Below are 16273 nucleotides of genomic sequence, written 5' to 3'. Positions count from 1 at the left end.
CGCCAGGCGATGGCCAATCCCCCCTTCCGCCGGCCCGAGGGCCGGCCGGCGCCGGCCCCGGGCCTGCTGCGCCGGATCGACGCCTTCGCTCGGCTGGCCTTTCCAGGCGTGTCGACGGCGGTGCTGATGGTCCTGGCCGCGGCGCCGGTCAGCCTACCCTCGCCGGTGCTGGCGGCCGCACTTCCCTGTGTGGCCTTCTGGACGGTGTTCCGCCCCGCCGCCATGTCTCCGCCCGTGACCTTCGCGCTCGGCCTGCTGATGGACCTGCTGACCATGGCCCCGCTCGGGGCCGGGGTGCTGGTGCTCCTCGCGGTCCATGCGGCGGCGCTGCGGCTGCGACGCTTCCTCGCGCGGCAATCCTTCCTGGCGGTGTGGCTGGCCTTCTGCGTCGCAGCGGTGGGGGCGGCGGCGCTCTACTGGGCGCTGCAGGCGCTGCTGGCCCTGAGGCTGCCGCCGATCGCGCCGGCCATGCACGGCGCGATGCTGGCCGCCGGCCTGTATCCGCTGATCGCGCTGGTGCTGACCCGCATCCACGAGGCGATGCGCATCGCGGAGAACACGCCATGAGCTGGCGCCCCTGGGGCGGGCAGGGCGCGCTGGGCGGCCAGCGCGGCGTGCGGAAGGAGGAGGAGCGCCGCCGCGGCATCTTCACCCGCCGCGCCGCGGTGCTGGGCGCGATCCAGCTCGGCGCGTTCGGCTTCCTGGGCAGCCGGCTGTACCGGCTGCAGATCGAGGAAGGCGCGCGCTACGCGACGCTCGCCGAGGAGAACCGGGTCAGCGCCCGGCTGTTCGCCCCGCCGCGCGGGCGCGTGCTGGACCGCAACGGGCGGGTGGTCGCCGGCAACCGGCTCAACTGGCGCGCCCTGCTGGTGGCCGAGCAGACCGCCGACGTCGCCGCCACGCTGCAGACCTTCTCCTCCATCGTGCCGCTCGCCGACCACGAGAAGGCGCGCATCGAGCGCGAGGTGCGCCGCAACCGCCGCTTCGTGCCCGTCATCATCCGCGAGTTCCTCTCCTGGGAGGAGATGGCGCGGATCGAGGTCAACGCCCCCGACCTGCCCGGCGTCACGGTCGACATGGGCACGACCCGGATCTACCCGGAGACCGAGCACCTCGCGCACGTCGTCGGCTACGTCGCCGCCCCGGCCGAGGCCGATGTCGGCGACGACCCGCTGCTGCAACTGCCCGGCATCCGCGTCGGCCGCGCTGGCGTCGAGCGCCACCACGACCGCGTCCTGCGCGGGCGCGCCGGCGCCGTGCAGGTCGAGGTGAACGCGGTCGGGCGCGTCATCCGCGAGCTCGACCGGCGGGAAGGCATTCCCGGCCAGGATGTGCAGATCAGCGTCGATTCCGAGCTGCAGAAGGCGATCCGCGGCAAGATCGAGGAAGGCACCTCCGCCGTGCTGCTGGATGCGCGGAACGGGGAGGTGCTGGCCATGGCCACCAAGCCCTCCTTCGACCCCAACATCTTCAATGCGGGCGTCTCGGCCGCCCAATGGCGGCAATGGACGGCGAGCCGGTCGACGCCGCTGATCAACAAGGCGACGAACGGGCTCTACGCGCCGGGTTCGACCTTCAAGATGATCGTGGGGCTGGCCGCGCTGGAGGCGAAGGTCTGCCGGCCGGGCGACATCGTGAGCTGCCCGGGGCACCTCGACTACGGCGACACCCGCTTCCACTGCCACCTGCGCAGCGGCCATGGCGGGATGAACCTGCGCAGCGCCATCATGGCGTCCTGCGACGTCTACTTCTACGAAATGGCCCGGCGCGTCGGCATGGACCGCATCGCGGCCATGGCGAACCGCTTTGGGCTCGGCGTCGACCTCGAGATCGAATTGCCGGGCACGCGCCGCGGCCTGGTGCCGACGCGCGGCTGGCGCCAGGCCCAGGGCAAGCCCTGGTCGATCGGCGACACCATCGTCCATGGCATCGGGCAGGGCTTCTACCAGATCACGCCGCTCGCCCTTGCCGTGATGACGGCGCGGCTGGCCACCGGGCGGGCGGTGCAGCCGCACCTGACGCGCGCGATCGGCGGGCGGCCGGTGCGCGGTTCGCGGCCGGAGGACTGGCCGAGCCTCGGCATCGCCGATGCCGACATGCGCCTGATCCGCGAGTCGATGTGGGGCGTGGTCAATGGCGGCGGCACCGCGGGCGTCGCCCGCCTGCCGGGCCAGTACGGCCAGATGGCCGGCAAGACCGGCACCACCCAGGTCCGCCGCGTGACGCGCGAACAGCGCGAGCGCGGCTTCAACGTCTCCCAGGTGCCGCGGGAATGGCGGCCGCATGCGCTGTTCGTCTGCTACGCGCCGCATGACAATCCGCTGTTCGCCCTGTCGGTGATCGTCGAGCACGGGTCGAGCGGTTCGGGCGCCGCGGCGCCGCTGGCGCGCGACATCATGGTCGAGGCCTTCCAGCGCCTCGGGCCGCAGCGGCCCGGCCAGCGCGTGGCGGAGGCCGGGCGATGATCTTCGAACGCCGCCTGCTGACGCGCGACCGTGGGGCCGGGATCCTCGAGAAGCTGTGGCAGATCCCCTGGTCCTTCGTGCTGCTGCTCTGCGGCGTCGCGGCGATCGGCTATGTCGCCCTGCTGTCGGCCGGCAGCGGCAACGCGGATCTGTATGCCCAGAAGCACGCGATCCGCTTCGGCTTCGGGCTGGTGGTGATGCTGGGTCTGGCGCTGGTCGACATCCGGCTGATCGCCCGCTTTGCCTGGGTCGGCTACCTCGGCGGCATCGTGCTGCTGGTGCTGGTGCTGATGCACGGCAATGTCGGCAAGGGCGCGCAGCGCTGGATCGACATCGGGCCGGTCCAGCTGCAGCCCTCCGAACTGATGAAGATCATGCTGGTCGTGGCGCTGGCCGCCTGGTTCCACCGGGCGTCGTGGGAACGGATCGGCAATCCGCTGTTCCTCATTCCCGCGGCGATCGCGGTGCTGCTGCCGATGGGGCTGATCCTGAAGCAGCCGAACCTCGGCACTGCGCTGATCACGGGGATGGTCGGCGCGGCGGTGTTCTGGGCCGCCGGGGTGCGGTGGTGGAAGTTCGCGCTGATCGGGGCGGCGGGGGCGGTGGCGGCGCCCATCGCCTATGAACGCCTGCACGACTACCAGCGCGCGCGCATCACGACCTTCCTCGACCCCGAGAGCGATCCGCTCGGCGCCGGCTACAACATCATCCAGTCCAAGATCGCGCTGGGGTCGGGCGGGCTGTGGGGCAAGGGGTTCCTGCAGGGGACGCAGGGCCACCTGAACTTCCTGCCCGAGAAGCAGACCGACTTCATCTTCACCATGATCGCCGAGGAGTTCGGCCTGGTCGGCGCGGTCACCACGCTCGGGATGCTGATGCTGGTGGTGGCCTTCTGCTACCTGGTCGCCTTCCGCAGCAAGCACCAGTTCGGCCGGCTGCTCGCGATCGGGCTGGGGACGAACTACTTCCTCTACATCTTCGTCAATGTGGCGATGGTGACGGGCTCGATCCCGGTGGGCGGCGTGCCGCTGCCGCTGATCAGCCACGGCGGATCGGCGATGCTGACGGTGATGGTCGGCTTCGGGCTGCTACTGTCGGCCTACGTCCATCGCGACGCCGAGATGGGACCCATGCGGGAATGATCCCGCGGGGGTGCTGAAAGGGGCTGGACAAAGCCGGGGCGGGCGTTATGAAGCGCGTCCTCGGCGCCGGTGATCGCACCGGTACCCGGCGGGCGCATAGCTCAGTTGGTAGAGCAGCTGACTCTTAATCAGCGGGTCCAAGGTTCGAATCCTTGTGCGCCCACCACTCTTTCCGCCGGATACTTCGGAACGCTGTGAGAATGCGGAGTTGGAATGCCAACCCCGCGCAATTTTGAGCGATCCTGCGCTGTCGCGAGGCACCGTAAGGCCGGCGCCGGCATCGACGCGGTCGGCAGGCTGCAGCAACTGCTCCTCGGTCATGCATCCTGGCCCTTAGCGGCGAGCCGCTTTCGGAAAGCGCCCTCCGCTGCCTTCGCGGTGCGGATGATGCAGGGGCGATCGAGAATCGCGCGGATGCCGTCGGGCGATGCCCGGCCCATCGACGCCGGCCCCCTGCAGCCCGATGACCGCGGCGTGCGCCGCCGCGTCCTCGCCGGACGCGCTGGCGCGCCCAAGGCGGCCGGATCCGGCAGCGGCCCAGCCGCGCCCATGTCCTGGCCCGCCTACCGCGCCCGGCGCATTGCCCGCGGGCGAGCGACGTGACAAAGAGGCAGTGGGTGTCGGGCGAGGTCGCCAGGCAGGTCGTGTGTTGGTCGGGCCGCCAGCACGGAGGACCCGTGCCCGTGATCTCCCTTCGACCTGCCATCCTTTGCCCACGGCTCCTCGCGGGAGCCCCCCGTGGCTGAGCGGCTCCGCACCATTGCCCGCCGGCCGGTGTCGCTGCTGCGCGGCTTCCTCGACAGCGAGGCTGCGGGCGGGCTGCTGCTCATGGGCGCGGCCGCACTCGCGCTGGTCGTCGCCAATTCGCCGTTGGCGGGGGCCTATCGCGCAGCTCTCGGCACCTATCTCGGCCCGATGAACCTCGCGCATTGGATCAACGACGGGCTGATGGCGGTGTTCTTCCTGCTCGTCGGGCTCGAGATCAAGCGCGAGGTGCTCGACGGCCAGCTCGCCTCCTGGTCGAACCGCGCGCTGCCGGGCTTCGCGGCTGCCGGCGGCATGCTGGTCCCTGCGCTCATCTTCGTCGCGTTCAACGCGGGGTCGGCGGATACGCTGCGCGGCTGGGCGATCCCGACCGCGACCGACATCGCCTTCGCGCTTGGCGTGCTGTCGCTGCTCGGGCCGCGCGTGCCGGCGGCGCTCAAGGTGTTCCTGGCCGCGCTCGCCATCCTCGACGACCTCGGCGCCGTCGTCGTCATCGCCCTGTTCTATACGGGCGAAATCTCGTTCGCGTATCTCGGGCTTTCCGCGGCGACCTTCGGCGTGATCCTCGCCATGAACCGGCTGCGGGTGCCGGTGCTCTGGCCCTTCCTGGTCGTCGGCCTGGTGCTGTGGTTCTTCGTGCTGCGGTCGGGCGTGCACGCGACGATCGCGGGCGTGCTGCTGGCGCTCGCCATTCCGCTGCACCCGGCGCCGGGCCGGCCGGACGACCTGTCGCATTCCCTGCTGCACCGGCTTGAGCACGCGCTGCACAAGCCTGTCGCCTTCCTGGTCGTGCCGGTCTTCGGCTTCGCCAATGCGGGCGTCTCGCTCGCCGGCATCGGATGGCAGGCGCTGACGGAACCGCTCACCCTCGGCGTCGCGATCGGGCTGCTGGTGGGGAAGCTGGTCGGCGTGCTCGGCGCCGCCGCGCTGGCCATTCGCTTCGGCCTCGCGGTGCTGCCGTTCCGAGCGACATGGACCCACCTGTTCGGCGTCGCGCTGCTCTGCGGCATCGGCTTCACGATGAGCCTGTTCATCGGATTGCTAGCCTTCGACGGCGCGCCGGACCTGCAGGAGAGGATGAAGATCGGCATCCTGGGCGGGTCGCTGCTGGCGGGGCTGCTCGGCTACGCCGTGCTGCGCCTGGCGCCCGCGCCTTCGGAGGTGCGCCGGGGCTAGAGCCGCTTCCGTTCGCCATGGCGCACGGCAACGCGCCTCTACGCACTTGTTTTCGCGTAGCAACTTCACCCGATCCGGTGATTCCCCCTGCTCGGGATCTGTCCTAGGTCGCCGCTGTCGCGGGCGGGCCGCATCGGCGGCCCGCCCTGCGGAGGTTCAGCCCGTCACCTTGCTCGCCGGCGGGATCGTCCAGCTGCCATCCAGGATCGAGGGATCGGCCTCCCGCGGCCAGTAGAGCCGCATCATCAGGATGAACTTGCCCGCCGGGGCCGGCAGCCAGTTGGATTCGCGATCGGCGCCCGGGCTGGTGTTCTGGATGTGCAGGTCCACCGACCCGTCGGGGTTGCGCTTGAGGTCCTGTCGCGCGCTAATCGAGTAGCGGTTGATCGGGTTGGCGACGAAGAAGTAGTCCGCGTCGTACATCGTGATGGACCAGAAGCCGTCGGCCGGCGGCAGCTGTCCGGGGGGGAAGCGGACGACGTAGCGGTTGGCGCCGGAATACTCGTCGCCGTTCGCGTCCTTGAGCGAGGTCGGATAGACAGCATCCTGCGGCCGGTTGGCGCCGAGGCCGATCGCCGTGACCAGCGCGCGCATCAGGTAGTCCGTGCCGTAGATGCCCGTCCGCGTCGTGTAGGCCCAGCCGTTGATGTCCTTCACGGCCGGATTGATCTTGAACTGCAGCATGATGCGGTCGAAGCCGACCTGCGGGATGCGGCTGGCGAAGTCGGCGCGCAACTTGGACGCATCGAAGCTTTGCCCGGGCACGAGCCCGATGCGCGCGAAGCGGGCCAGCGCCGGGGCGTCGGCGGCAGCCGGCGGATTGCGCTTCATCAGCTCGGCCAGCAGGGTGAAGTACTGAACGGCCGTCATTCCGTTCACCTGGTCGCGCACAGCGGTGCGCATGTCGACGGACGCGTCCACCGTGCCGGCCGGCGGCGTGTAGGGACGGCCGTAGGAACTCAGCGGGACGACCGTGACCTGGTCCTGCAGCGCATGCACCTCGGCGTAGTCCTGCGGCGTGCCGGTGCAGTAGATGCGGCCGAGCAGCCAGACGATGCTGGTGCGCGACTTGTACTCCGTGACGCCGGGCGGCAGCGTGCCAGTCCAGCCCGGCCCGGTGATGGCGTAGGTCTGCGCGCCAGTGCCCGTGGTCCGCTTGCCCGGCACCTGGAAGACCGTGGTCCAGCCGTCGAGCATCGGGAAGAGCGCGTAGCGCCCCTTCATGTCGGGCAGACTGACGATCCAGGGCTCGTTGCCGACGTCGATCCAGGCGGTGGTGTAGAGCGTGTCGGCATTCGGCGCGGTCACGTCGCGGAAGCTTGCGTCGGGATAGGTCCGCGCCTTGTTCATCTGACCCATCGGTGCGCGCAGGCCACTGGCGGTCGCGACATTGGTCATGACGCGGCGCGTCATCTCCATCGTCACCAGCGGGTAGCCGAAGATGTAGGCGTCGGTGGCGATCCAGAAATCCTCGACGCCTTCGAACAGGCGGAGGCCTTCGGCGAGCGCGCTCGTCGGCGGCACCACGGCGCCGGCCAACAACCCGAGGCCGCCCAGGGCGGCGGTGCGACGTGTGACGTTCATGCGTGATTCCTTACGGCTGAGCCACGAAAGCGAGTCCGGCGGCGCACCCTATGCCCGCCGCTTATCAGCCAGCGAGGATTTTTCGCGTCCGAAATTGGCGATGGCGCCGCCCCCTATCGCTCACCGTCCACCCGCGCAATCATCCGCGCGGAAACATGTCCAAGAGGGAATGTAAGCGCATGTCTGCGGCTGTGCCTGTTGCCGGCAACAAGTTCATCATCGTGGGCGGGGCGAGCCTGGTCGGCTCCGCGACCGCGGCCGGGCTGCTCGACGCCGGCGCGTCGGAAGTCGTGCTGTTCGACAATTTCTCCATGGGGTCGGAAGGCGCGATCGCGCATATCCGCGACAATCCGCGCCTGAAGCTGGTGCGCGGCGACGTGATGCGCCTGCCGGACCTGCTGCGCGCCATGGAAGGCTGCCAGGGTGCGCTGCTGCTCGCGGCCTACATGACGCTGAACATGGACCGCGATCCCTGGGGCGGGCTCGACGTCAACATCCGCGGCGTGCAGAACGCGCTCGAGGCGGCGCGCGCCAATGGCGTGAAGAAGGTCGTCTTCGCGTCGTCGAACGCCGTCTATGGCTACGGGCCCGGCGTGAAGGGCGACCTGGTCGAGACCACGCCCTTCCATTCGGTCGGCGCCCCGCCGGCGGCCATCCTGTATGGCGCGACCAAGATCATCGGCGAGCAGCTCTGCCGCGACTACAAGCGCCGCTTCGGGCTCGACTACGTCGTGCTGCGCTACTCCACGGTCTATGGCGAGCGCCAGCACTACCGCGCGGCGAATGCGCTCTACATCATCGAGACCTGGGACAAGGTGAAGAAGGGCGAACGCCCGCAAGTCTACGGCGACGGGTCCGAGACCAAGCACTTCGTCTATGTCGGCGACCTCGCGCGCGCCAACCGCATGGCCTTCGAGGCCGATGCGACCGACGTCGCGGTCAACACCTCCGGCCCCAAGCCGGTCACCACGCTCGAACTGGTCCGCATGGTCACCAGGCTCGCGGGCAAGGACATCGAGCCCGAATTCGTCGGCGACACGCCGGGCAAGGTGCGCCTGACCTCCGGCGGGGCCTTCCGCATCGCGCATGAGGAGGCCTTCAACGCCATCGGCTGGAAGCCCGAGGTGCAGATGGAGGAAGGCCTCCGCCGCCTCATGGCCTGGATCGAGAGCAACGAGGGGAGGACGACATGACGACACGTAGAAGGACGCTGCTCGCCGCGGCGGGCGCCTCGCTGGCCGCGCCGGGCTTCGCGCCGGCGCTGGCGCAGACCAACCGCTGGCCGGAACGCCCGGTCGAGATCGTCGTCGGCTTCGTGGCCGGCGGTGCGACCGATCTCGATGCCCGCGCCGTCGCGCCGTTGCTCGAAAAGCGCATCGGCGGATCGGTGGTGGTGGTGAACCGACCCGGGGCGGGGGGCGAGGTGGCGCTCGCCTCGGTCGCGCGGGCGCGGCCGGACGGCCATGTGCTCGCGACGACGAACATGCCGGGGCTGCTCACCATCCCGATCGAGCGCCAGGCGCAGTTCAAGCTCGACGACTTCGCCGGCATCGCGAACATCGTCACGGACCCCACCGCGATCACGGTGCATGAGGACAGCCCTTACCGCACGCTCGCGGACTTCATCGCCGCGGCCAAGGCGCGGCCCGAGGCGCTGACCTATGCCTCGCCGGGCGTCGGAACCGACGACCACCTGCAGCTGGTGCTGCTGCAGGCGGCGACCGATACGCGCTTCACCCATGTCGTCTTCCAGGGCGATCCGCAGTTGCTGGCTGCGGTGCTCGGGCGGCAGGTGGATTCGATGGGGCTGAACCTCGGCCCCGTCTCGGCCAACCGGGACAAGCTGCGCACGCTGGCGATGGCCGGCGCGGCGCGCAGCCCGTTCCGTCCCGACGTGCCGACACTCAAGGAACTGGGCTTCGACATCGAGATGGCCTCCGAGCGCGGCCTGGTCGCGCCGGCCGCGACGCCGCCCGCGGTGCTGGCGAAGCTGCGCGAGGCGATGGGCGAGGTGGTGCAGGACCCGGACTTCGTCCGCATCATGCGCAGCCGCTACACCGAGCCGCGCTACGAGGAAGGCAGCGCCTGGTTCACCCGCCTGCGCGGGCTGCAGGAAGGCTACCGCACGCTGTGGCAGCGCACGCCCTGGAACCAGCGCTGAGCGAAATCGGGGTGCCGGTCAGGCCGGCATCCCGCCCGCATATTGCTTCACCCCGCCCGCGCGGCGGGTGAGGCCGCCTGCGATCACCTCGTTGTCGACGGAGTTGGGCGCATCCGTGCCCGAGAGCGGCGAGGAATCCGTCTCGCGGCAGATCACGCCCTTCTGCACCTTGTGGATGTCCTTCACGATCGGCGTCGTCGCGTCGCACAGGTTGTGCGCGAGTTCGTGCAGCACGCAGTTCGCCACCAGCGTCTCGCGGTTCGTCGTCGCGTTGCCGCGCGGGTCGCCGCCCTGCACGATCTGGCGCAGGTAGACCTCGGACACCACGGCCTTGTCGGCGACGCCGAGCATGGTGGAGCCCGAGACGCCGAGGGTGATGTCGGTCGTGGTGCGCGTCGCGACGATGCTGTCCGCGCCCGAGGTGAGCAGGTAGCAGACCAGGTCGCCGCCCTTCACGTCGCCCTGCTTCGAATCGCTGCGGACCGACACCGCGTTGTAGGCCGCGACGGGCTTGATCGCGTCCTCGAAGTATTTCTGCAACGTGCTGCAGCAGGTCCTGAGGTGGTTCGCGTCGAACCGCCCGCTGAGATCGCCCGCCTTGTTCACGACATGCACGGTCAGGGTGGTCGCCGCCATCGCGCTTCCCTCCTTCGCCTTGTGCCCGGCGGGGCAAATCTGCACCGGGAAAGGGGGCGGATGCGAGTGATGCGGCGCACCCCGCGACTTGAACGCACGGGTTGAATCCCGCAGGGTCCGGCCGGAACGACAACGGAACCGGGAACCCGATGGACGATCGGACGGCGCCGCCCATCGTCGGGGTCATCGAGCAGGTCGCGGCGCAGGCGCCCGACCGGCCGGCGCTGATCCACGAGGACGGGGCGGTTGGCTATGGGCGGCTCGTCGCCGAGGCACGCGGCCTCGCGGCGCAATTCGCGTGCGCCGGGCTGCGGCCGGGCGATGCCGTGGGCGTCACGCTGGCCGAGGAGCGCGCGGCGATCCCGGTGAGCCTCGCGCTGCTGCGCCTCGGCTGCCGCCAGGTCGCGCTGCCGCCGCGCGATCCCGCCCCGGTGCGCGAGGACCTGGCGACGCGGCTGTCGCTCGTCGCCGTGGTGGGCACGTCGCCATTGGACGCCGTGGGCGGCGCGGCGATCGTCGTCCCGGACCTCGAGGCCGCGGCGCGGGAGGGCGAGGGACCGGCCGCACCGCCATCCCTGGCTGGCGACGTCGTCGTCGGCACCTCGGGCACCACCGGCCGGCCCAAGCTGATGCTCGCGGACCAGGGGCAGCTGGTGCACCAGGCGGCGACGCTCGCGGGCTATGGCACGGTCTTCCATCGCCAGGTGCCCTTCGACAGCAACTACGGCAAGCGCCTGACCCTGCGCAGCCTGGTGACCGGCGGGACGGAGGTGCTCGGCGCCGACCTGACGCCGGAAGGGCTGGCGGAGCTCTGCGCCCGGCACGGCGTGACGCGCGTGCACATGCCGCCCCAGGTGGCCGAGGCGCTGTTCGCCGCCGGCGCGCGGATCGGCGCGACCTGGCCCGATGCGACGCGCATCTTCACCACCGGCGCGCGCATCCCGCAGGCGCTGCGGCTCGGACTGCAGCAGCGCCTCGGCTGCGGCGTGCATGTGCAGTACGGCGCGACCGAGGCCGGCATGGTCACCATCGCCGGTCCTGAGGAACACGCCGCCCATCCCGACACGGTCGGCCACGTGCTGCCCGGGGTTGAGGTGATCCTGGTGGACGAGGATGGCCGGCCCGTTCCGCAAGGTGAGGAGGGGCTTGTGCGCATCCGCTCGGCCGGCGCGATCGATCGCTACCTCGACGATCCGGCGGCGACGGCGCGGCATTGCATCGACGGCTGGTACCAGCCGGGCGATGTCGGCCGCTTCGCCCCCTGGGGCGCGCTGCTGGTGGCGGGGCGGCGGGACGACATGATGACGCTCGGCACCATCAAGATCCTGCCCGCCGAGATCGAGGCGGTGGCCGAGGGATTTCCCGGCCTGCGCGACTGTGCCGCCTTCCCGGTGCGCGCGCCGGCACTGGGCGACATCCCCGTGCTCGCGGTGGTGGGCGATGCCGGATTCGATGCCGCGGGGCTGCTCGCGCATTGCCGCGCGCGGCTGGGGCTCCGCGCGCCGCGCAAGGTGGTGGCGGTCGACGCGATCCCGCGCAACGCGATGGGCAAGGTGCTGCGACAGCAATTGGCGGAGATGGCGCGATGAGCCGTGACGTCGCCGCGATGCGTGCGTTGGTGGTGCGGGCCGTGCTCGCCAATCCCGTCACGTTGTTCCCCGACGACGCCACGCGCGCGCGGCTCGAGGATCCCGCCGCCGACTGCACCTTCGAGGAGCTCGGCTTCGACTCCCTCGCACGCATGGAGTTCTGCATCTGGATGCAGCTCGAGGCCGGGATCGAGATCGCCGAGGCGGCGCTGCTCGACCATCCGTCCGTCGCCGCGCTCGCGGCCCATCTGGCGGGGCGCTGATGGACCTCGCCGCGGCCTTCGCGGCCTGCCGTACCGAGGCCGATTTCTACCGCGTGCAGATCGAGGCGGAGACGCTGCTCGCGCCGGCCGAGATCGCGGCGCAGGCGCCGGAGATGCTCGCCGACCCGGCGCGCGGCTGGCTCGAGCGCCTCCACGGCTCGTTGCGCCGGATCGGCCCCTCGGCTGCGCCGTTCCGTCGTCGTGCGCTGGCCGATGCGGTGACCCTTTTCGAAGGTCCGTCGACGCCGGGCGTGGCGCGAACGCTCGTCGTCGCCTTCGCCGGCATCGCGCAGCGGATGAACATCCCGACGGCGGTCTTCCTGCAGGCCCTGCCCGCGGAGCGATGCGACGTCGTCATGCTGCGCGACCCGGCGCGCGCGGCCTTCCTGACCGGCGTGCCGGGCTATGCGGCGGACCTCCGCGCGCTGGCCGTGCGGCTGGCGGAGGATGTGCCGCTCGCTGCCTATGCGGACGGGATGCGCTGCATCGGCACCAGCGCGGGCGGCGCGGCGGCGCTGTGCTTCGGGCTGCTGGCCGGGGCGCGGCGGGCGGTCAGCGTCGACGGCGCACACCCGGCGGCGCTGCGCCTGCGCTTCGCCGAGGGGGCGGACCGCGGCGCGCTCGATGCCGCGATCGCCGGGGTGGAGCCGCGTGGCACGGCGCTGCTGTCGGCCTACGGCGCCTTCCATCCGCAGGACGGGCTGCGGGCGCGGCTGCTGGCGCTGGGTCTGCCGGGCGCGCGCAGCGTCGGCATCGCGGTGCAGGGCGGGCATGGGCTGCTCGCGCCGCTGCTCGCCGCCGGCGCGCTGCCGCGTTTCCTTAGCGAGTTCCTCCTCGCCGACACGCCGCCCGAGGCCATGCCCGATCCCTGGCAGGCGTGACGCCTCAGCCCGGCGGCGCCTCGAGGCTGTCGCGGATGAAGCCGATCAGCGGATCGACCAGCGCCGAGCGGCCCTCGGCATCGCCGAACAGGCACATCTCGGCCGTGCCGCACTCCGGCAGGCCGTGGAGTTCCGCGAGCCCCACCGGCAGGCCGGTCCGACCGAGAACCGTCGCCGCGAAGCCCGCCTGCGCTGCCGCCGCGACGCCGAGCAGCGAGGCGGAGGTGTAGAGCACCTCGAAGGCAATCCCCGCGCGCGCAAGGGCGGTCAGGGCGCGGTCGCGGAACATGCAGCCCTGCGGCAGCATCGCGATCGGCAGCGGGCGGCCCTCGGGCGGCACCCAGCCGGGGGATGCGACCCAGACGATGGTCTCGGTGAAGACCGGGCGGCCCTCGGTCTCGCCGTCGCGGCGCTTGCCCAGCACCAGGTCGAGCGCACCATCGGCCATGGCCGCGCGCAGCTCGTGGCTGCGGCCCACCTCCACCTCCAGCCGAACCTCGGGGTAGGTCTGGGTGAAGCGGGCCAACACGGGGGCCAGGTTGCGCGGGATGAAATGATCCGCGACGCCCAGGCGCAGGCGGCCCGCGACCGGGGGGGCGACCATGCGGCGCACGGCCTCGTCGTTCAGGGCCAGCATGCGCCGCGCATAGGCGAGAAGGGTCTCGCCCTCCCGCGTCAGGGCCACGCCGCGGCCGCCACGGTCCAGCACGCGCTTGCCGAGGATGTCCTCGAGCCGCTTCACCTTCAGGCTGATCGCCGATTGCGTCAGGCCGAGCGCCACGCCGGCGGCGGTGAATCCGCCGCGCTCGGCCACCGTGACGAAGCCGCGCAGCAGGTCGAGGTCGAGGTCGGGAACGCGCATGGTGGGATGAGGAACCATCATGCCGCGGCGCGAGTCAATGAGAGGGGCAAATGAGAACGGGGAGGGCGCCGCCCTCCCCGAACCCCGCCCGCCAAAGGCCGAAGGGCCTTTGGAAACCGATACTCAGATTTCCTCGTCGCTGCCCCAGTCGCCGCCATCGTCCTGGGCGCCCCAGGCATCCTGCTCGACGGGCGCGGCATCCTGCTGGCCCCAGCCGGTGTCGGCGGGCGCCTTCGCACCGCCGTCGAAGCCCGCGGTGCCGGCGGGGTCCGTCCAGGGGGAGGAGACGGGGGCCGCATCGGCGCCACCGGTGCCGAAGGGGCTCGCCGCCTGGGCGGCGCCGCCATGGCCGCCGAAGGCGCTGGACAGCATGTTGCCGATCAGCATGCCGCCGGCCACGCCCGCGGCAGCGGCCGCGGCGGTGCCGAGGAAGCCCATGCCCCCGCGGCCCTGCGGCTGCAGCGCCTGCGGGTTGTAGCCCTGCGGATACTGCGGCTGCGGGCGGGGCGGCATCGGCGGGGGCATCTGCGCATTGGACCGGCCGCCGAACAGGCCGCCGAACACCCCGCCGCCGCCCGCCTGCGCCGCCGCGGCCTGGCCCTGGCGACGGGCGTTCTCGACTTCCCATTCCAGCTGCTGGATGCGGTTGTTCGCCTCGATCAGCGCGGCTTCCTGCACGAAGGCCGTCTGGGTGATGCGGTAGCGCGCCTCCGGATAGCGGGCGAAGAGGTCCGCGATCAGCCGGTCCGCCTCGGGGTCCACGGGCGGCAGGGCCGGGCGCTGCGGCGCGGCGGTGCCGCCCCACGGGCTGGCCGATGGCTGCGGCACGGGCGCCGCGCCGCTGATCCGTTCAACGAAAGCGGAGATGATCCGCCGTTCTTCTTCCGTCATCCTCAGAATCCTCTCCCGGGCAGGGTCAGGGGCGGCCCTCCATCGGACCAACTCTCCCGCCGCGCGGCGAAGTGGCCCGGCGGGAGGCCGGTTTCAAGCGGGCGCGCTGCGCTGTTACCCGCCTGTAGCAATCCGCGGCGGCAGGCCGAGCCGGCCCCATTCGATCGCCGGGCAGCGATCCATCACCACGATGAGGCCCGCGGCCCGCGCGCGGTCGGCCGCCGCCTCGTCGATGACGCCCAGTTGCAGCCAGACGGATGTCGCGCCGAGGCGGATCGCCTCGTCCACCACCGCCCCGGCCTCGGCACTGCGACGGAAGATGTCGACCATGTCGAGCGGCCCGGCCTCGGCGAGGCTGGCGACGGAAGGCACGCCATGCACCGGCCGGCCGTCCAGCGCGGGGTTCACCGGCACCGCGTCGTAGCCGCGGTCGAGCAGAAAGCGGAACACCCCATGGCTCGGCCGCCCCGGCCGGTCCGAGGCGCCGGCGACGGCGATGCGCCGCGTGCGCAGCAGCAGGTCGCGGATCTCGCCGTCAGTCATCGCGGCGCCCCCGGCGCGTCGAGGATCTTTTCCATGAAGAGCAGGTCCAGCCAGCGGCCGAATTTCCGCCCCACCTCGTGCAGCACCGCGCCGCGCACGAAGCCGAGGCGTTCATGCATGCGGATCGAGCCCTCGTTCGAGGCATCGATGCCGGCGATCATCACATGCTTGCTGAGGGCGAGCGCGGGTTCGAACAGCGCGCCGACCAGCGCGGGGCCGAGCCCCTTGCCGCGCATGTCGGCACGGACATGCACGGAATGCTCGACCGTGTGGCGATAGCCGGGGAAGGCGCGGAAATCGCCGAAGGTGGCAAGGCCCAGCACGCCGCCGCCGTCATCGGCGACCAGCACCGGATACCGCGCGGCCTGGCGCGCTGCGAACCAGGCGCGGCGGTCCTCGAGCGTCACCGGGTCGTCCATGTAGATCGCGGTCGAGGTCGCGATCACCTCGTTGTAGATCGCGGTGATCGCGGGCAGGTCGGCTTCGGTGGCGGGGCGGATGGGCATCAGAATTCCTCGAGCAGGCGCCCGCAGCCTTCCACCTTGTCCATGATCCCGTTGGCGCGCAGCGCGTGCCAGTAGGTCGCGGTGTTGATCGCGATGACCGGCTTGCCGAGCCAGAGTTCCGCCATCGCGGCGAGCTTCACCATCGAGAGGTTGGTGCCGACCTGGATGATCGCATCGACGTCGTCGCCGTCGATCTGCTTGATGGCGTCGACGCATTGCCGCGGCGTGACCTGGGCGATGCCGGTCCAGGAGCGGCATTGCAGGGCGATGTCCCGCACCACGGTGAAGCCCATGTCGCCGAAGTAGCGCGCGACCTCGATGTTCATCGCCGGCCAGTAGGGCGAGAGCACGGCGAGCCGCTTCACCCCGCCATGGGCGTTCAGCGCCGCGGTGCAGGAATGGCTGCCGACCGAGATGTCGAGGCCCGAGACGTCCTTCACCTGGCTGATGAAGCGGTCCGCGCCCTTCGATCCGTCGAAGAAGGTCACCGCCGACATGCCCATGACCAGGTAGTCCGGGTTGCAGGTCATCACCGAACGCACCGCATCGAGCGTGTTCGCGCCGATCAGTTCCGCGCCGGCGCGGAAGGTCTCGTTGGACACGGCATCGGCATTGGGGGTGTAGATTCGCGAATAATGGTTGGTCACGCCGGCCGGGCGCATCATGTCGAAATCGGGCTGCACCACCGTGTTGGTGGACGGCCCCATCACGCCGAACAGCTTGCGCCAGCCAAGGATGTCGCGGCCCATCGCCTTCTCCCGCTTTCGTCAGGGCGTGCAGCCTGCCACAGGCGCACGAACGCGCCAGCC

Annotated in this window: 16 protein-coding genes and 1 tRNA gene; 10 read left to right on the top strand and 7 right to left on the bottom strand. The window is 71.2% G+C overall.

Annotation, left to right across the window (positions count from 1 at the left end; all coding sequences use genetic code 11):
• Positions 1–9 precede the first annotated feature (9 nt).
• The 5 genes from mreD (at position 10) to nhaA (ending at position 5548) form a co-directional block, all read left to right on the top strand.
• Positions 10–567 carry a rod shape-determining protein MreD gene (mreD, locus tag GWK15_RS05960; RefSeq protein ID WP_168040005.1) on the top strand — a complete coding sequence of 186 codons (558 nt, stop codon included), beginning with the start codon at positions 10–12 and terminating at the stop codon, positions 565–567.
• A complete protein-coding gene (mrdA, locus tag GWK15_RS05955; RefSeq protein WP_168040003.1) occupies positions 564–2465 on the top strand; it encodes a penicillin-binding protein 2 in 1902 nt (633 codons plus the stop codon). The genes mreD and mrdA overlap by 4 nt, the downstream gene beginning before the upstream one ends.
• Positions 2462–3607, top strand: coding sequence for a rod shape-determining protein RodA (rodA, locus tag GWK15_RS05950; RefSeq protein ID WP_168040001.1), 1146 nt, complete (start codon positions 2462–2464; stop codon positions 3605–3607). The genes mrdA and rodA overlap by 4 nt, the downstream gene beginning before the upstream one ends.
• Before the next feature lie 90 nt (positions 3608–3697).
• Positions 3698–3773, top strand: a tRNA-Lys gene (locus tag GWK15_RS05945).
• A gap of 572 nt (positions 3774–4345) precedes the next feature.
• Positions 4346–5548: a Na+/H+ antiporter NhaA gene (gene nhaA, locus GWK15_RS05940; protein ID WP_168039999.1), complete on the top strand. Its 1203-nt coding sequence runs from the start codon at positions 4346–4348 to the stop codon at positions 5546–5548.
• A 156-nt stretch (positions 5549–5704) separates the two neighbouring features.
• On the opposite strand, the gene GWK15_RS05935 is transcribed toward nhaA, so the two are convergent.
• Positions 5705–7132 carry a DUF1254 domain-containing protein gene (locus GWK15_RS05935; RefSeq protein ID WP_168039997.1) on the bottom strand — a complete coding sequence of 476 codons (1428 nt, stop codon included), beginning with the start codon at positions 7130–7132 and terminating at the stop codon, positions 5705–5707.
• Between the two features lie 179 nt (positions 7133–7311).
• Here GWK15_RS05935 and GWK15_RS05930 point away from each other — a divergent pair, with 179 nt between their 5' ends.
• Both GWK15_RS05930 and GWK15_RS05925 read left to right on the top strand, forming a co-directional pair.
• Positions 7312–8325, top strand: coding sequence for an NAD-dependent epimerase/dehydratase family protein (locus GWK15_RS05930; RefSeq protein ID WP_209442001.1), 1014 nt, complete (start codon positions 7312–7314; stop codon positions 8323–8325).
• Complete coding sequence (locus GWK15_RS05925) at positions 8322–9293, top strand: tripartite tricarboxylate transporter substrate binding protein (protein WP_168039993.1); 972 nt, start codon at positions 8322–8324, stop codon at positions 9291–9293. Before GWK15_RS05930 ends, GWK15_RS05925 begins: the two co-directional genes overlap by 4 nt.
• 18 nt (positions 9294–9311) lie before the next feature.
• Here the strand turns inward: GWK15_RS05925 and GWK15_RS05920 are convergent, their stop codons facing one another.
• A complete protein-coding gene (locus GWK15_RS05920) occupies positions 9312–9929 on the bottom strand; it encodes a hypothetical protein (RefSeq protein ID WP_168039991.1) in 618 nt (205 codons plus the stop codon).
• Between the two features lie 149 nt (positions 9930–10078).
• Between GWK15_RS05920 and GWK15_RS05915 the strand changes: the two genes are divergently transcribed.
• The 3 genes from GWK15_RS05915 to GWK15_RS05905 are packed head-to-tail and all read left to right on the top strand — an operon-like array spanning position 10079 to position 12662.
• Positions 10079–11518 (top strand): class I adenylate-forming enzyme family protein, encoded by a 1440-nt coding sequence (locus GWK15_RS05915; protein ID WP_168039989.1) that lies wholly within the window; start codon positions 10079–10081, stop codon positions 11516–11518.
• Positions 11515–11781: an acyl carrier protein gene (locus GWK15_RS05910; RefSeq protein WP_168039987.1), complete on the top strand. Its 267-nt coding sequence runs from the start codon at positions 11515–11517 to the stop codon at positions 11779–11781. Before GWK15_RS05915 ends, GWK15_RS05910 begins: the two co-directional genes overlap by 4 nt.
• Entirely contained in the window at positions 11781–12662 is an 882-nt protein-coding gene (locus GWK15_RS05905) for a hypothetical protein (RefSeq protein WP_168039985.1), read from the top strand. The genes GWK15_RS05910 and GWK15_RS05905 overlap by 1 nt, the downstream gene beginning before the upstream one ends.
• A 4-nt stretch (positions 12663–12666) precedes the next feature.
• On the opposite strand, the gene GWK15_RS05900 is transcribed toward GWK15_RS05905, so the two are convergent.
• From GWK15_RS05900 to GWK15_RS05880, 5 genes are all read right to left on the bottom strand, one after another.
• Positions 12667–13524, bottom strand: a complete 858-nt coding sequence (locus tag GWK15_RS05900; RefSeq protein ID WP_168039983.1) for a LysR family transcriptional regulator — start codon at positions 13522–13524, stop codon at positions 12667–12669.
• A gap of 123 nt (positions 13525–13647) precedes the next feature.
• Positions 13648–14415 (bottom strand): DUF2076 domain-containing protein, encoded by a 768-nt coding sequence (locus tag GWK15_RS05895; RefSeq protein WP_168039981.1) that lies wholly within the window; start codon positions 14413–14415, stop codon positions 13648–13650.
• Between the two features lie 114 nt (positions 14416–14529).
• Positions 14530–14958 (bottom strand): CoA-binding protein, encoded by a 429-nt coding sequence (locus GWK15_RS05890; protein ID WP_168039979.1) that lies wholly within the window; start codon positions 14956–14958, stop codon positions 14530–14532.
• Entirely contained in the window at positions 14955–15464 is a 510-nt protein-coding gene (locus GWK15_RS05885; RefSeq protein ID WP_168039977.1) for a GNAT family N-acetyltransferase, read from the bottom strand. The genes GWK15_RS05890 and GWK15_RS05885 overlap by 4 nt, the downstream gene beginning before the upstream one ends.
• On the bottom strand, positions 15464–16213 hold the full coding sequence (locus GWK15_RS05880; protein WP_168039975.1) for a maleate cis-trans isomerase family protein: 750 nt from the start codon (positions 16211–16213) through the stop codon (positions 15464–15466). Before GWK15_RS05880 ends, GWK15_RS05885 begins: the two co-directional genes overlap by 1 nt.
• Positions 16214–16273: the final 60 nt, after the last annotated feature.

Source organism: Neoroseomonas oryzicola (genome assembly GCF_012163135.1).
GTDB lineage: Bacteria > Pseudomonadota > Alphaproteobacteria > Acetobacterales > Acetobacteraceae > Neoroseomonas > Neoroseomonas oryzicola.
Note: the sequence above shows the minus strand (reverse complement) of the source record. Positions and strands in the feature narration are given on the sequence as shown.

Bases quoted from the DNA above. Each gene is read 5' to 3' on its own strand.
- GWK15_RS05900 (WP_168039983.1), bottom strand. From the start codon at position 13,524: ATGCGCGTTCCCGACCTCGACCTCGACCTGCTGCGCGGCTTCGTCACG.
- GWK15_RS05920 (WP_168039991.1), bottom strand. From the start codon at position 9,929: ATGGCGGCGACCACCCTGACCGTGCATGTCGTGAACAAGGCGGGCGAT.
- GWK15_RS05930 (WP_209442001.1), top strand. From the start codon at position 7,312: ATGTCTGCGGCTGTGCCTGTTGCCGGCAACAAGTTCATCATCGTGGGC.
- GWK15_RS05880 (WP_168039975.1), bottom strand. From the start codon at position 16,213: ATGGGCCGCGACATCCTTGGCTGGCGCAAGCTGTTCGGCGTGATGGGG.
- GWK15_RS05895 (WP_168039981.1), bottom strand. From the start codon at position 14,415: ATGACGGAAGAAGAACGGCGGATCATCTCCGCTTTCGTTGAACGGATC.
- GWK15_RS05890 (WP_168039979.1), bottom strand. From the start codon at position 14,958: ATGACTGACGGCGAGATCCGCGACCTGCTGCTGCGCACGCGGCGCATC.
- GWK15_RS05910 (WP_168039987.1), top strand. From the start codon at position 11,515: ATGAGCCGTGACGTCGCCGCGATGCGTGCGTTGGTGGTGCGGGCCGTG.
- GWK15_RS05905 (WP_168039985.1), top strand. From the start codon at position 11,781: ATGGACCTCGCCGCGGCCTTCGCGGCCTGCCGTACCGAGGCCGATTTC.
- mreD (WP_168040005.1), top strand. From the start codon at position 10: ATGGCCAATCCCCCCTTCCGCCGGCCCGAGGGCCGGCCGGCGCCGGCC.
- GWK15_RS05925 (WP_168039993.1), top strand. From the start codon at position 8,322: ATGACGACACGTAGAAGGACGCTGCTCGCCGCGGCGGGCGCCTCGCTG.
- GWK15_RS05915 (WP_168039989.1), top strand. From the start codon at position 10,079: ATGGACGATCGGACGGCGCCGCCCATCGTCGGGGTCATCGAGCAGGTC.
- rodA (WP_168040001.1), top strand. From the start codon at position 2,462: ATGATCTTCGAACGCCGCCTGCTGACGCGCGACCGTGGGGCCGGGATC.
- GWK15_RS05935 (WP_168039997.1), bottom strand. From the start codon at position 7,132: ATGAACGTCACACGTCGCACCGCCGCCCTGGGCGGCCTCGGGTTGTTG.
- mrdA (WP_168040003.1), top strand. From the start codon at position 564: ATGAGCTGGCGCCCCTGGGGCGGGCAGGGCGCGCTGGGCGGCCAGCGC.
- GWK15_RS05885 (WP_168039977.1), bottom strand. From the start codon at position 15,464: ATGCCCATCCGCCCCGCCACCGAAGCCGACCTGCCCGCGATCACCGCG.